This is a genomic window from Pseudomonas sp. MDV22-iso1 (assembly GCF_058145095.1).
The window spans coordinates 86,586-100,255 of the sequence record NZ_JBYVMF010000015.1; the positions used below are offsets into that span (position 1 = coordinate 86,586).

Sequence of the window (13,670 nt, forward strand, 5' to 3'; positions counted from 1 at the left end):
AAGGGGAAGTCCATGCAAAGGTTATCCACAGTACTGACGGTCGGGCTATTGGCGCTGGGCAGCGCTTCGGCTTTTGCTGAGCAAAGCTGCGATACGGTGAAAATGGCCGATCCTGGCTGGAGCGACATCGCCGCGACTAACGCCATTACCGGATTTTTGCTGGACGGCATGGGCTACAAGGCCAAAGTCGACACGCTTGCTGTGCCGATCACGTTTGGGGGACTCAAGGACGGCCAGGTTGATGTATTTTTGGGCAACTGGATGCCCGCGCAGCAGGGGTTTTACGACAAGTTCGTCGCCACTGGCGATGTCACTCAATTAGCGAAGAACCTGGACGGAACCGAGTTCACGCTCGCGGTACCGGATTACGTCTGGGATGCGGGTGTGCATAATTTCGCCGACCTGAACAAATTTGCCGACAAGTTCGAGAAAAAAATCTACGGCATCGGCTCTGGCGCGCCAGCCAACATCTCCTTGCAAGACATCATCAAGAAAAACGATTTCGACCTGGGCCAATGGAAACTGGTTGAGTCCAGCGAACAGGCGATGCTGGCGGAAGTGTCGCGTGCCGTGAAGAAACAGAAGTTCGTGACCTTCCTCGGCTGGACCCCGCACCCTATGAACGTGCAGCTGAAGATGCATTACCTCAAGGGTGGCGAGAAATACTTTGGCGATACCGGCGCGGTTTATACATTGACCCGAAAAGGTTATGCACAGGCCTGCCCGAATGTTGGCAAGTTGCTCACCAACCTGAGCTTCACCCAGGAAATGGAGAACAGCATCATGGCTGAGGTGGTGAACAAGAAAGTCAGCAACGCGGACGCCGCTAAAGCCTGGATCAAGGCTAATCCTGCAGTGCTGGATAAATGGCTCGATGGCGTGAAGACGGTCGATGGTAAAGACGCGTTGCCGGCAGTGAAAGCCAAACTCTGAACCGCCGCCGATCGTTGATCGTTCCCACGCTCCGTGTGGGAACGATCAGCGAACCCAGCGGGACGGTGCGACGATTCGACGAGCGCCCTCGCCACAATGATTGCGTTGAGCCTGCTACCCTTGCGCAAAACCTTGACCGAGAGGACCCATGGCCTTCCCCAGCCGCCATTCGCTCTTCCCCTTCTTAAGCTGGTTGCCCAGACAAACCCGCGCCAGCGTCGGGCGCGACCTTGTCGTCGGCCTGAGCGGTGCGATTCTCGCGTTGCCGCAGTCCATTGCCTACGCCCTGATCGCCGGTCTGCCACCGGAGTATGGCTTGTACGCGGCGATCATCCCGGTCCTGATCGCCTGTCTCTGGGGTTCGTCGTGGCATTTGATCTGCGGTCCCACCGCAGCGATTTCCATTGTTCTGTACGCGAGTGTCAGCCCTCTGGCCGTTCCTGCTTCACAGGACTACATCACCCTTATCCTGCTGCTTACGCTGTTGGCGGGCATTTTTCAGTGGCTGCTGGGCTTGCTGCGTTTCGGCGCCCTGGTGAATTTTGTCTCCCACTCCGTGGTACTGGGCTTCACGCTCGGGGCAGCGGTGGTGATTGCGATCGGTCAGTTGCCGAATTTACTGGGGCTGGACCTGCCCAGTCAGGCCACGGCGCTGGACAGTTTCATGACGCTGCTCCAGCACCTCGGCCAATTTGACAGGGCCTCACTGATCCTGGGCCTGGCGACCGTTGTCGTGGGCGTCTTCTTGAAATGGCTGCTGCCACGCTGGCCGACGCTGCTGATCACGCTGGTACTGGCCGGGCTGCTGGTGTGGCTTTGGCCGTCGATGTTCGGTCATGTGAAATTGGTCAGTGCCTTTGTCGGACGGCTGCCGCCGTTCAGCCCGGTGCCACTGGATCTGGACCTGATCCTGCGCTTGCTGCCCAGCGCAGTGGCGGTTGGAATGCTTGGGCTAGTGACGAGTTTGTCGATCGCACGCTCCCTGTCGGCGCGATCGCAGCAACTGCTTGATGCCAATCAAGAGGTCCGCGCCCAGGGTTTATCAAACATCGTCGGCGCATTTTTTTCCGGATCACTGTCAGCCGGCTCGTTTACTCGCTCGGGCCTGAGCTACGAAGCCGGCGCCTGCTCGCCATTGGCTGGCGTGTTTTCAGCGTTGTGGGTGGCGTTGTTCGCGATTTTCGGTGCGGCGCCGATCGCGCACATTCCCATTCCAGCGATGGCCGGCAGCATTTTGTTGATCGCCTGGGGGCTGGTGGACCATCGCGGCATTCGCGCGCTATTGCGGGTCAGTCGCGCCGAATTTGTCGTGATGGCGCTGACCTGTGTCGCCACGCTGCTGCTGGAATTGCAGACGGCGATCTACGCCGGGGTGCTGGCTTCGCTGTTTTTCTACCTCAAGCGCACCTCGCAACCGCGGGTGCAGCATTGGCGTGAGGGCAACGAGGACATTTTGCGCGTGGGTGGTTCGATCTTCTTTGGCGCCAGCCATTACCTGCAGGTGCGTCTGCAACGCATGCACGGTGAGCGCGTGGTGATCGAGGCGCAGCAGATCAATTTCATCGACTACTCGGGCGTTGAAATGCTCCACCAGGAAGCGCGACGCCTGCTCAAACAGAATCGCAGCCTGACCCTGCGGCGGGCTCGACCTCAAGTGGTGGAAGAGTTGAGAAAACTGGAGGGCGCGGAACACTGCCCGATCCGGTTTGAAGATTGAAACAACGTTTCTGTAGTCGCAAGGCTTGCCCGCGATGAACGTTAAGGTGGGGTACCAGGTACACCCCGGCGCCTGAATCGCGGATAAGCCTTGCTCCTACAGGGATTACGCGGCCAATTGCCGGCGCAGTTCAGCCAGCACCGGCGCCGTGTCCGGGCGCACGCCGCGCCACAGGTAGAACGCTTCCGCCGCCTGTTCTGCCAGCATCCCCAACCCGTCCATTGCCACGGCCGCGCCATGCGCCTGGGCCCAGCGACAGAACGAAGTCGGTTCCTTGCCGTACATCATGTCGTAGCACACCGTTTTGCCCGGCTCGATCAAGCTGCTGGCAATCGGTGGGACATCGCCTGACAGGCTCGCGGAGGTCGCGTTGATGATGAGGTCTACCGATTCCTTCAACCAATCAAAACCACTGGCCGACACCGGTCCGAGATCGTCAAACAGCTCCGCCAGCAACTCGGCTTTTTCCACCGTGCGGTTGGCGATGATCACAGAGGCAGGCTGTTCAGCGAGCAACGGCTCCAGCGCGCCACGCACCGCGCCACCGGCGCCCAGCAACAGAATGCGCTTACCCTTGAGGCTGAAACCGGCATTCACCGTCAGGTCCCGCACCAGCCCGGCGCCGTCGGTGTTGTCACCCAGCAACGTGCCATCGGCCAGTTTGCTCAGGGTGTTCACCGCACCGGCCCGTTGTGCCCGCTCGGTCAGGCTGTCAGCAAGGCGATAGGCCTCTTCCTTGAAGGGCACCGTGACATTTGCACCCCGACCTTCACGGAAAAACGCCCGGGCAAAGTCGGAAAAGTCGTCGAGCGGCGCCAGCGAGGTGCTGTAGTCCAATTGCTGCGCGGTTTGTTCAGCGAACAGACGATGGATCAATGGCGACTTGCTGTGGCCAATCGGGTTGCCGAATACGACGTAACGGTCCATCGGTAGTGCTCCTTCAGGCCTTGGCCAACCAATCGCGGTCTTGCAGGAAGTACTCGGTCAGGCGTGCTTCTTCGCTACCCGGTTCGGCCTTCCAGTCATAGCTCCAGCGCACTTGCGGAGGCAGGGACATGAGGATCGATTCGGTACGCCCCCCAGATTGCAGGCCAAACAACGTGCCGCGGTCGTAGACCAGGTTGAACTCGACATAACGGCCACGACGGAATTCCTGGAACTCGCGCTGCCTGGCAGTAAATGCATCGTTCTTGCGGCGCTGAACGATCGGCAGGTACGCGTCGATGAACGCGTCACCGATAGCGCGCATGAAGGCGAAGCTGGTGTCGAAATCCCATTCGTTCAAATCATCGAAAAACAGGCCGCCGATACCGCGCGGTTCATGGCGATGCTTGATGTGGAAGTAGCTGTCGCACCACGCCTTGTAGCGCGAATAAACATCCGGGCCGAACGGCGCACACGCCTGCTCGGCAACGCGGTGCCAGTGCACGCAGTCTTCTTCATTGCCGTAGTAAGGAGTCAGGTCGAAGCCACCACCAAACCACCAGACCGGCTCCTCTCCTTCTTTTTCAGCAATGAAAAAGCGCACGTTGGCGTGGGAAGTCGGTACATGCGGGTTGTGCGGGTGGATCACCAGGGACACGCCGAGCGCTTCGAAGCCACGACCGGCCAGTTCTGGTCGATGAGCGCTGGCAGACGGTGGGAGACCGCTACCAAACACGTGGGAAAAGTTAACGCCGCCTTTTTCGATGACCGTCCCGTTTTCAATCACTCGGGTACGGCCGCCACCGCCGGCCGTCCGGGTCCAGGCGTCTTCGACGAAGTGCGTACCGCCGTCTTCGGCTTCCAAAGCAGCGCAAATGCGGTCTTGCAGGTCGAGCAGATAGGCTTTTACGGCCTCGGTGCGGGTCGTCATGTCATCACCTTGAATCGGGCAAAGCTACGCGGCGCACTAATGGCCGGCGGCAAATTGCTGCGTAGGATAACACCGCACCCTGTTCAACCGCAGTTGACGAAGATCAAGGTTGGGAGTTCGATAGGCTGCTTTGCGCTACAACACTCGTAGCCAAGACCTGAGGAGAGTTCTGATGGCAAAACGTATCCAGTTCCGCGCCCACGGCGGACCAGAAGTGCTCGAGTACGTCGACTACCAACCCGCCGAACCCGGCCCGCAGCAAGTCCGCGTGGCCAACAAGGCCATCGGCTTGAACTTCATTGACACCTATTTCCGCAGCGGGCTGTATGCACCGCCGGCCCTGCCATCGGGCCTGGGCGCAGAAGGCGCGGGGGTGGTCGAGGCAGTCGGCAGTGAAGTCACCCGTTTCAAGGTCGGTGATCGAGTGGCCTACGGCAGCGGCCCATTGGGCGCTTACAGCGATCTGCACGTACTGCCGGAAGCCAATCTGGTGCACCTGCCTGATGCGATCAGTTTCGAACAGGCAGCCGGAGTGATGCTTAAAGGACTGACCGTCCAGTACCTGCTGCGCCAAACCTATGACCTCAAGAGTGGCGAGACCATTCTGTTCCACGCTGCCGCGGGTGGTGTGGGTTCATTGGCCTGCCAGTGGGCCAAAGCCTTGGGAGTGAAGTTGATCGGCACCGTCAGCTCCCCGGAAAAAGCCGCCTTGGCGAAGGCGAATGGCGCTTGGGCGACCATTGATTACAGCCACGAAAACGTAGCGCAGCGCGTGCTGGAACTGACCGACGGCAAAAAAGTCCCGGTGGTGTATGACGGTGTTGGCAAGGACACCTGGCTAACGTCGCTCGACAGCGCTGCGCCTCGCGGCCTGGTGGTGAGTTTCGGCAATGCGTCGGGCGCGGTAGACGGCGTGAATCTGGGGATTTTGTCGGCGAAGGGTTCGCTGTACGTGACCCGTCCCACGCTCGCCACTTATGCCAACAACGCCGAAAACCTGCAGCGCATGGCGGACGAGCTGTTCGAGATGATCATCAGCGGGAAGTTGAAAGTGGATATCAGCCAGAAATATTCCTTGGCCGATGCGGCGAAGGCGCAGACGGAGTTGTCAGCGCGACGTACCACGGGTTCGACTGTCCTGTTGCCTTGAAGACGCCATCGCTGGCAAGCCAGCTCCCACGGATTCAGTGTCGTAAACATGCTATGTGGACGACCAAAATCCTGTGGGAGCTGGCTTGCCAGCGATGAACGATGACTCGGTCTCAATCCGGGCGCACAACATGCCCGGTGGCCAGGTCCCGAATGACGCTCGGGTTCTTGCGCCCGCCGAGGTTTCCGCCCAGGACCAGATCAACCTGCCCACGGAAATACTGCTCTACTCGAATCCGCGTACGCGCCGCCGGCCTGCCTTGCGGGTTTGCCGAGGTCGACACCAACGGCCCGACCAGCGAACACAAATCCCTGACCTGCGGGTGATCACTGACGCGCAGCGCCACGGTTTCATGCACGCCGGTAATCCACTGGGGCAACAGGTTCTGATGCGGCACCAGCCAGGTATTAGGGCCCGGCCAAGTGCTGGCCATGCGGTCCATCCACAGCTCTGGGAAGTCTTCGAAAAGAAAGTCGAACTGCCGAATGTTGTCGGCCACCAGAATCAGTCCCTTTTCCATGGACCGACCCTTGATCATCAGGAGCCGCTGTACCGCTTGTTGGTCCCACGGATCGCATCCCAGACCCCACACCGCTTCGGTTGGATAGGCAATGACCGCTCCTGCGCGAACGGCTTGCGCGGCTTGTTGCACACGCCAACTGTTGACCATGAAAAACTCTCCGGAATAAGGCTCTGCGCAGTTTACCGTTCTTCCCTGTAAAACCTAGCTCACCCGCGCAAACCAGCGCCCGCTTTCACAAACGGCCCTGCCATCCATTTCCAGCTCCGTCAAAGCAGCCAGCACTTTCGGCAAAGCCCAGCCGCTGCTGATGGATAGCGCCTCACTGGTGTGCGGCGCCGCATGGAGCAGGATAAGCAATGGATGACTCACGGGCGGTGTCTCTGGAGACAACGGCAATTGTTGCCAGCCGCGTAACGCTTCAAGAATGTGCTCAATGGTTTCAACCAGCACCGCACCGTCGCGGATCAGTTGGTGACATCCCTTGGCACCGGGATGATGAATCGATCCTGGAATCGCATACACCTCGCGACCTTGCTCCGCTGCCAGTCTCGCGGTGATCAACGAACCGCTGGCAACACTCGCCTCGACCACCAGCACGCCGAGGGATAAACCGCTGATGATTCGGTTGCGCCGGGGGAAGTTGCTGGCGGTGGGTCCGGCGTCCAGCGGGAACTCCGAAACGACCGCGCTGCCCGACGCAATCATGGCATCCGCCAGGCGTTGATTGCGCTGTGGATAAAACTTTTCAAGACCCGTGCCAAGTACCCCGACCGTTCGACCACCGACATCGACCGCCGCTTGGTGCGCCGCGGCATCAATCCCCAACGCCAGGCCACTGGTAATCACAAAACCGGCCCCGGCCAGGCTTCGAGAAAACGCTGCGGCCGTGTCCCTCCCCGGACGTGATGCGCGACGGCTGCCCACCATCGCCAACTGAGGCTTTTCCAGAATGCCCGGATCACCTGCCACGAACAGCAGAGGAGGCGCATCGCTGATTTCGGCCAGCAACGCCGGGTAGTCAGGCTGGTCCCACATCAGTAAATGCTGGCCCGGACGCTCTAACCAGGCCAATGCATGACTGGCGCCGTCACGAACTTCAACGGCTCGACGAGCCTCTGCACAAGCAAAAGGCAAACCCAGGGACTTCCAGGCACTCGCCGGCGCGCCAAGCGCTTTGGACGCCGAACCGAAGGCTTCGAGCAGTTTCTTGAATCGCACAGGACCGAGTTCAGGCAAACGGTGCAGGCGTAAACGGGCTTCCAGTTCCGCCGGGGATACTGATGTCACGGCTGGCAGTTTCATGGATCATCCTTGATCGTTATGAGCCCCGTTCAAACGGGAATAAGCTGTGGATAACTCTGTTGGTAACTTGTGGAGCAGACTAAGGATTTCGCACCTTGTCCATCACCGCCAAAGAGCGCGATGCATTCAGGACCAATCCATAGCTGAGCTTGTCGTAGGTGCGAAATACCATAAGCAAACCGGCACGCTCATCGGGGATTTTCAAGGGTTGGCCAGTGATCCGGTCCCGTACGGTTTCACCGGTTTTCATCACCACCAGGACGTTGCCTTCCGCCAGACCATCGCGCTGACCCTTGTTGAGCGTGACCACATCCATCGCGCCAATCTGCGTGACGCCGCGTGGCACATCGATGATCAAGCCGTTGATTTCACTTTTTGGCGAGCTGGGCATGAACGTCGAGTTGATCGATCGTTCTTCGCCGCTGAACAATCGATCACCGAGGCGTATTTCCTGCGTGGTGCGTTGCACGGCGAGGGTAGCGACATCGCCCTCGGTGGCCACAATCTCGCCGCCGCCGATGTCGTCCGCGTTAATGCCCAGAAATTCCTTGCTGTCCGGATCGGTGTAGACCTTGCCCTGACGGAAGATGCCGTACACCGGCTGGTTCGGATCGAAATGGCCGCGAGCGAAAATCCGGTCGCCGTTGCCACTGAGCACGCGCTCCGCATCGCCAGCGACGATGTAGGGCGCCTTGTCGAAGTCTTCAGCCTTGTCGACGATGCGATTGCTGAGCAGGAAGCTGTTGATCGACTGCAGTGGAATGCTCGGAATGGCCTCCGCCACCGGCGAACTGCGGATGCGCGGCGACAACTTGATGGTGCCCCTGGAGGCCCCGCGATTGAGGGTCAGGCGCGGCTGGCCGTTGACGTAGACCAGCGAAAGCGAATCGCCGGGATAAATAAGATTGGGGTTTTCGATCTGGGGATTGGCCTGCCACAGATCTGGCCATTTCCACGGTTCACGGAGGAATTTTCCCGATATGTCCCAGAGTGTGTCTCCAGCCACCACTGTGTATTGCTGTGGAAAACCTTCCCTGAGTTGCACTTGCCCATGTGCCAAACCGGCCGAAGCCAGAAGGAGCAGGGCGAGTAGTGATTTCCTCATGCGGTGAATCCCTTTATTATGTGCGTTCGCGTGAAACGCCAGAGCCCTCGTGGCTCGCTCCCGACTCTTGAGAGAAAAGGGAGCTACGCTTCACAACGGTAGCCTGCATCTTCGGACCCGCCAGGCCATCGACCCGACTTTACCTCACACGTGCAGCAAATAAGCTTATGGCCATTTTAGACATCCTCGAATTTCCCGACTCGCGCCTGCGCACTATCGCCAAACCTGTGGCCGTAGTGGACGACGAAGTGCGTCAGTTGGTCGACGACATGTTTGAAACAATGTATGAAGCGCCAGGCATCGGCCTCGCCGCGACCCAGGTCAACGTGCACAAACGTATCGTCGTGATGGACCTCTCCGAAGACCGCACGGAACCCCGGGTGTTCATCAACCCCGAGTTCGAATCCCTGACCGACGAGATGGAGCAGTATCAGGAGGGTTGCCTCTCGGTACCAGGCTTCTACGAAAACGTCGATCGCCCACAGAAGGTCAAGGTCAAGGCCCTGGATCGCGACGGCCAGCCATACGAACTGATTGCCGAAGGCCTGCTCGCCGTGTGCATCCAGCACGAATGCGACCACCTCAATGGCAAATTGTTCGTTGATTACCTGTCCAACCTCAAACGCGACCGAATCAAGAAGAAACTGGAAAAGCTCCATCGCCAGAACGCTTGATGCCCTCCTTTCAAAGGCTTGCTGCGGCAAGCCTTTTTCTTTTCAGAGATTGCTCCCATGACTGAGCCACTGCGCATCGTCTTTGCCGGCACCCCGGAATTCGCCGCCGAACACCTCAAGGCCCTGCTCGACAGCCCTTACGAGATCGTTGCGGTCTACACCCAGCCGGATCGTCCGGCGGGCCGTGGGCAAAAACTGATGCCAAGCCCGGTCAAGCAGCTCGCGCTGGAAAACCAGATTCCGGTGTTGCAGCCACCGACCCTGCGCAACGAAGACGCTCAGGCAGAGCTGGCCGCGCTCAAGCCGGATTTGCTGGTGGTGGTGGCCTACGGTTTGATCCTGCCGCAAGTGGTGCTGGATATTCCGCGTCTGGGTTGTATCAACAGTCACGCGTCCTTGCTGCCGCGCTGGCGCGGAGCGGCACCGATCCAGCGTGCCGTTGAAGCCGGCGACAGCGAAAGTGGCGTGACCGTGATGCGCATGGAACTGGGCCTCGATACCGGGCCAATGCTGCTCAAAGCCATTACACCGATCACGGCGCAGGACACGGGCGGCAGTCTCCACGACCGTCTGGCTGAACTTGGCCCACCGGCAGTCCTGCAGGCGATTGCCGGTCTCGCTGCCGGTACGCTGGTCGGCGAAGTGCAGGACGACAGCCTCGCCACCTACGCGCACAAACTGAACAAGGACGAAGCACGCATCGATTGGAGCCGCCCAGCCGTTGAACTGGAGCGCCTGGTTCGCGCCTTCAATCCGTGGCCGATTACCCACAGCACGCTCAATGGCGAAGCACTGAAAGTGCTGGCCGCAAGCCTCGTCGAAGGGAAGGGCGCACCCGGAGAAATTCTCGGTGCCAGCAAAGATGGCTTGATCGTCGCGTGCGGTGAACAGGCGCTGTGCCTGACCCGTCTGCAATTGCCCGGCGGCAAGGCGCTGAACTTCAGCGACTTCTTCAACAGCCGTCGTGAGAAATTCGCCGTCGGCACGGTGCTTGGTCAAGTGGCGGACGCTCAATGAACCCGCGTCTGGCCGCCGCCAAGGCACTGGCTGCTGTTCTGAACGGAAAAGCCTCGCTCAACAGTTCGCTGCCGACGCAGATGGACAAGGTTGAAGACCGCGACCGTGGTTTCACCCAGGACCTGGCGTTCGGAACCGCTCGCTGGCAACCGCGTTTGTCCGCACTGGCAGCCAAGCTGCTGCAGAAACCCTTCAAGGCAGCAGACGCCGATGTCGAAGCGTTGTTGTTGGTCGGTCTCTACCAACTGCTTTACACCCGCGTCCCGGCCCACGCGGCCATCGGCGAAACCGTCGGTTGCGCCGACAAATTGAAAAAGCCGTGGGCGAAGGCTTTGCTCAACGCCGTGCTGCGCCGCGCCCAACGCGAAAGTGAAGCGTTGCTGGCTGAACTGGAACACGACCCGGTAGTGCGCACCGCGCATCCGCGCTGGCTGCAAAAATCCCTCAAGGCGTTCTGGCCTGAACAATGGGAAGCGATTTGTGCCGCGAACAACGCTCATCCACCGATGATTCTGCGGGTCAACCGCCGCCATCACTCCCGTGACGCGTATCTCGGTTTGCTGAGTGACGCCGGCATTGCTGCCAGCGCGTGCGTATACAGCCAGGACGGCATCATCCTCGACGCAGCGGCCGACGTGCGCAGTCTTCCGGGTTTCGCCGAAGGCTGGATCAGCGTGCAGGACGAAGCGGCACAGCTGGCTGCCGATCTGCTGGATCTCGCCCCGGGCCAACGAGTACTCGACGCCTGCTGCGCACCGGGGGGCAAGACCTGCCACATTCTTGAAGCCGAGCCTGCACTTGCAGGAGTCGTGGCCGTAGACCTGGAAGCCAAGCGCCTGGTGCGCGTGCGGGAAAACCTTGCACGCCTGGGACTGAGCGCGGAACTGATCGCTGCCGACGGCCGTGACACGGCTACCTGGTGGGACGGCAAGCCGTTCCAGCGCATCCTGCTCGACGCACCGTGCTCGGCGACTGGCGTAATCCGTCGCCACCCGGACATCAAGCTGACTCGCCAACCCGACGACATCGCAGCATTGGCGGTCCTTCAGGGCGAGTTGCTGGACGCCATGTGGATCACCCTGGAAGTGGGCGGAATTCTTCTGTACGCCACCTGCTCCACGCTACCCACTGAGAACACCGAAGTGATCGAGGCTTTCCTGGCTCGCACACCAGGTGCCCGCGAGCTGGATCTCGCCACAGCGGCCGGCATCAAGCAGCCCCATGGTCGCCAATTGCTGGCGCAGCAAGGTGGGCACGACGGTTTCTACTACGCCAAGCTGATCAAGATCGCCGCCGCGCGCGGTTAACCGGTTTAAGGAGTGACTGGATGAAAATCATCATCCTCGGCGCAGGGCAGGTCGGCGGTTCGCTGGCGGAACACTTGGCCAGCGAAGCCAACGACATCACCGTGGTCGATACCGATAGCGAACGCCTGCGTGACCTCGGTGATCGGCTGGACATTCGAACCGTGCAAGGCCGCGGCTCGCTGCCAACGGTGCTGCGTCAGGCCGGCGCGGACGACGCCGACATGCTGGTGGCCGTGACCAACAGCGACGAAACCAACATGGTGGCCTGCCAGGTTGCCCACACCCTGTTCCATACGCCGACCAAGATTGCCCGTGTCCGTGAAGCCGCGTACCTCACACGCGCCGAACTGTTCGACAACGAAGCGATTCCGGTGGACGTGCTGATCAGCCCGGAACAAGTGGTCACCAATTACATCAAGCGTCTGATCCAGCATCCGGGCGCGTTGCAGGTAATCGACTTCGCTGAAGGCAAGGCGCAGTTGGTGGCCGTGAAGGCTTACTACGGCGGACCTTTGGTGGGTCAACAACTGCGGCAACTGCGTGAGCACATGCCGAATGTGGAAACCCGCGTCGCTGCGATTTTCCGTCGTGACCGACCGATTTTGCCCCAAGGCGACACCGTGATCGAAGCGGATGACGAAGTTTTTTTCATTGCCGCCAAAGCGAACATTCGCGCGGTGATGAGCGAAATGCGCCGCCTTGATGAAACCTACAAGCGCATCGTTATCGCCGGTGGCGGGCAAATCGGTGAGCGTCTGGCCGAGGCCATCGAGAGCCGCTATCAGGTCAAGATCATCGAGATGAACCCGACCCGCTGCCGCCATCTGTCCGACACTCTGGACAGCACGGTCGTGTTGCAGGGCAGCGCCTCGGACCGCGATTTGCTGCTCGAAGAAAATATTGCAGACGCAGATCTCTTCCTGGCCCTGACCAACGACGACGAAGCCAACATCATGTCTTCGCTACTGGCTAAACGTCTGGGTGCGAAGAAGGTGATGACCATCATCAACAACCCGGCCTACGTGGATCTGATCCAGGGCGGCGATATCGACATCGCCATCAGCCCGCAGCTGGCCACCATCGGCACCTTGCTCGCCCACGTGCGTCGCGGCGATATCGTCAGCGTGCATTCATTGCGTCGGGGGGCGGCGGAAGCCATCGAGGCGATTGCCCATGGCGATGCAAAGTCGAGCAAAGTGATTGGCAAGGCCATCGAGAACATCGGCCTGCCACCGGGCACGACTATCGGGGCAATCATTCGTGATGAAGAAGTGATCATTGCCCATGACGACACGGTGATCGAAACGGGCGACCATGTGATTCTGTTCCTTGTGGATAAAAAGCATATTCGCGACGTGGAGAAGCTGTTTCACGTGGGGCTGAGCTTTTTCTAACAGATCGTTCCCACGCTCTGCGTGGGAACGATCTGCATAAAGAGGTGCTAACCATGATCGAATCCCTGGAAAAGATGCTCGCCAAGGGTGTGGATAACGCCTTGCTGCGCTTCGGCCTGGGCAAGGGTTATCTGGATCTGGGCGAAAACGCCAAGGCGGCCGAGCATTTCAAGCGCTGTGTCGAATTCGACCCCAAATATTCGGCGGCATGGAAGCTGTTGGGCAAAGCCTGGCTGGCGTTGGCGGACTTTCCGGCTGCGCGTCAGGCATGGGAACATGGCATCGAAGCCGCCCGCGCCCATGGCGACAAGCAGGCGGAAAAGGAGATGACGGTGTTTCTGAAGAAGCTTGAGCGTCAGGCTCAGTAATCAGAGATAGCGCAGGCCAATGCCATCGGCATCTACCAGCACCACTTCCATGCGCACTCGCGGCGCACCTGTGGGTAAACCCTGCACCTGGCCATAAACCACCGCGCCTTTGGGCAACGACGACAGGCGCGGATGCTTGACGTAGACACCCGTGGTCGACAGATTGCGGGTCTGGCCGAGGCATTCGCCGAAGCTGTCGTGAATGATCTTGATGCGAAACGATTTGCGGTGTTCGGACATCTTCTGCGCCCTTATTAACCGGGTTGTGGATAACTGAGTTTTTTTGTAGGAGCAGCTTGCCCGCGAGGCGATATGCCATCCAACA

Annotated in this window: 14 protein-coding genes; 8 read left to right on the forward strand and 6 right to left on the reverse strand. The window is 59.8% G+C overall.

Translation table 11 applies throughout. The features are described 5' to 3' along the window. Window positions 1-12 precede the first annotated feature (12 nt). Both choX and AC3ZVB_RS17830 read left to right on the forward strand, forming a co-directional pair. The gene (gene choX / locus AC3ZVB_RS17825; protein ID WP_162437584.1) at window positions 13-933 is read left to right on the forward strand and encodes a choline ABC transporter substrate-binding protein; all 921 of its coding nucleotides are present in this window, start codon (window positions 13-15) and stop codon (window positions 931-933) included. A gap of 148 nt (window positions 934-1,081) precedes the next feature. Further along, complete coding sequence (locus AC3ZVB_RS17830; RefSeq protein ID WP_490147296.1) at window positions 1,082-2,650, forward strand: SulP family inorganic anion transporter; 1,569 nt, start codon at window positions 1,082-1,084, stop codon at window positions 2,648-2,650. 105 nt (window positions 2,651-2,755) lie between these two features. On the opposite strand, the gene aroE is transcribed toward AC3ZVB_RS17830, so the two are convergent. Together aroE and hemF are read right to left on the reverse strand one after the other, a co-directional pair. Continuing rightward, window positions 2,756-3,577: a shikimate dehydrogenase gene (gene aroE / locus AC3ZVB_RS17835; RefSeq protein ID WP_194690829.1), complete on the reverse strand. Its 822-nt coding sequence runs from the start codon at window positions 3,575-3,577 to the stop codon at window positions 2,756-2,758. Window positions 3,578-3,590: 13 nt separating this feature from the next. After that, a complete protein-coding gene (gene hemF, locus AC3ZVB_RS17840) occupies window positions 3,591-4,505 on the reverse strand; it encodes an oxygen-dependent coproporphyrinogen oxidase (protein ID WP_162437587.1) in 915 nt (304 codons plus the stop codon). A 172-nt stretch (window positions 4,506-4,677) separates the two neighbouring features. On the opposite strand from hemF, the gene AC3ZVB_RS17845 reads away from it, so the two are divergent. After that, entirely contained in the window at window positions 4,678-5,655 is a 978-nt protein-coding gene (locus AC3ZVB_RS17845) for an NADPH:quinone reductase (RefSeq protein ID WP_162437588.1), read from the forward strand. A gap of 112 nt (window positions 5,656-5,767) precedes the next feature. On the opposite strand, the gene tsaC is transcribed toward AC3ZVB_RS17845, so the two are convergent. The 3 genes from tsaC to AC3ZVB_RS17860 form a co-directional block, all read right to left on the reverse strand. Beyond that, window positions 5,768-6,325 (reverse strand): L-threonylcarbamoyladenylate synthase type 1 TsaC, encoded by a 558-nt coding sequence (tsaC, locus tag AC3ZVB_RS17850; RefSeq protein WP_162437589.1) that lies wholly within the window; start codon window positions 6,323-6,325, stop codon window positions 5,768-5,770. 54 nt (window positions 6,326-6,379) lie between these two features. Further along, window positions 6,380-7,480 (reverse strand): DNA-processing protein DprA, encoded by a 1,101-nt coding sequence (gene dprA, locus AC3ZVB_RS17855; RefSeq protein ID WP_490147297.1) that lies wholly within the window; start codon window positions 7,478-7,480, stop codon window positions 6,380-6,382. Window positions 7,481-7,559: 79 nt separating this feature from the next. Continuing rightward, window positions 7,560-8,585 (reverse strand): LysM peptidoglycan-binding domain-containing protein, encoded by a 1,026-nt coding sequence (locus AC3ZVB_RS17860; protein ID WP_490147298.1) that lies wholly within the window; start codon window positions 8,583-8,585, stop codon window positions 7,560-7,562. Between the two features lie 167 nt (window positions 8,586-8,752). Between AC3ZVB_RS17860 and def the strand changes: the two genes are divergently transcribed. Genes def through AC3ZVB_RS17885 form a run of 5 tightly spaced genes read left to right on the forward strand, consistent with a single transcriptional unit; the run spans window position 8,753 to window position 13,345 of the window. Continuing rightward, window positions 8,753-9,259: a peptide deformylase gene (gene def / locus AC3ZVB_RS17865; RefSeq protein ID WP_162437592.1), complete on the forward strand. Its 507-nt coding sequence runs from the start codon at window positions 8,753-8,755 to the stop codon at window positions 9,257-9,259. A 57-nt stretch (window positions 9,260-9,316) separates the two neighbouring features. After that, a complete protein-coding gene (fmt, locus tag AC3ZVB_RS17870) occupies window positions 9,317-10,276 on the forward strand; it encodes a methionyl-tRNA formyltransferase (protein WP_162437593.1) in 960 nt (319 codons plus the stop codon). Next, window positions 10,273-11,583 carry a 16S rRNA (cytosine(967)-C(5))-methyltransferase RsmB gene (rsmB, locus tag AC3ZVB_RS17875; protein ID WP_162437594.1) on the forward strand — a complete coding sequence of 437 codons (1,311 nt, stop codon included), beginning with the start codon at window positions 10,273-10,275 and terminating at the stop codon, window positions 11,581-11,583. Before fmt ends, rsmB begins: the two co-directional genes overlap by 4 nt. Window positions 11,584-11,603: 20 nt before the next feature. Continuing rightward, window positions 11,604-12,977 (forward strand): Trk system potassium transporter TrkA, encoded by a 1,374-nt coding sequence (gene trkA, locus AC3ZVB_RS17880; RefSeq protein WP_162437595.1) that lies wholly within the window; start codon window positions 11,604-11,606, stop codon window positions 12,975-12,977. 53 nt (window positions 12,978-13,030) lie between these two features. Continuing rightward, the gene (locus AC3ZVB_RS17885) at window positions 13,031-13,345 is read left to right on the forward strand and encodes a tetratricopeptide repeat protein (protein WP_490147299.1); all 315 of its coding nucleotides are present in this window, start codon (window positions 13,031-13,033) and stop codon (window positions 13,343-13,345) included. On the opposite strand, the gene AC3ZVB_RS17890 is transcribed toward AC3ZVB_RS17885, so the two are convergent. Next, a complete protein-coding gene (locus AC3ZVB_RS17890; RefSeq protein WP_162437597.1) occupies window positions 13,346-13,585 on the reverse strand; it encodes a PilZ domain-containing protein in 240 nt (79 codons plus the stop codon). Window positions 13,586-13,670: the final 85 nt, after the last annotated feature.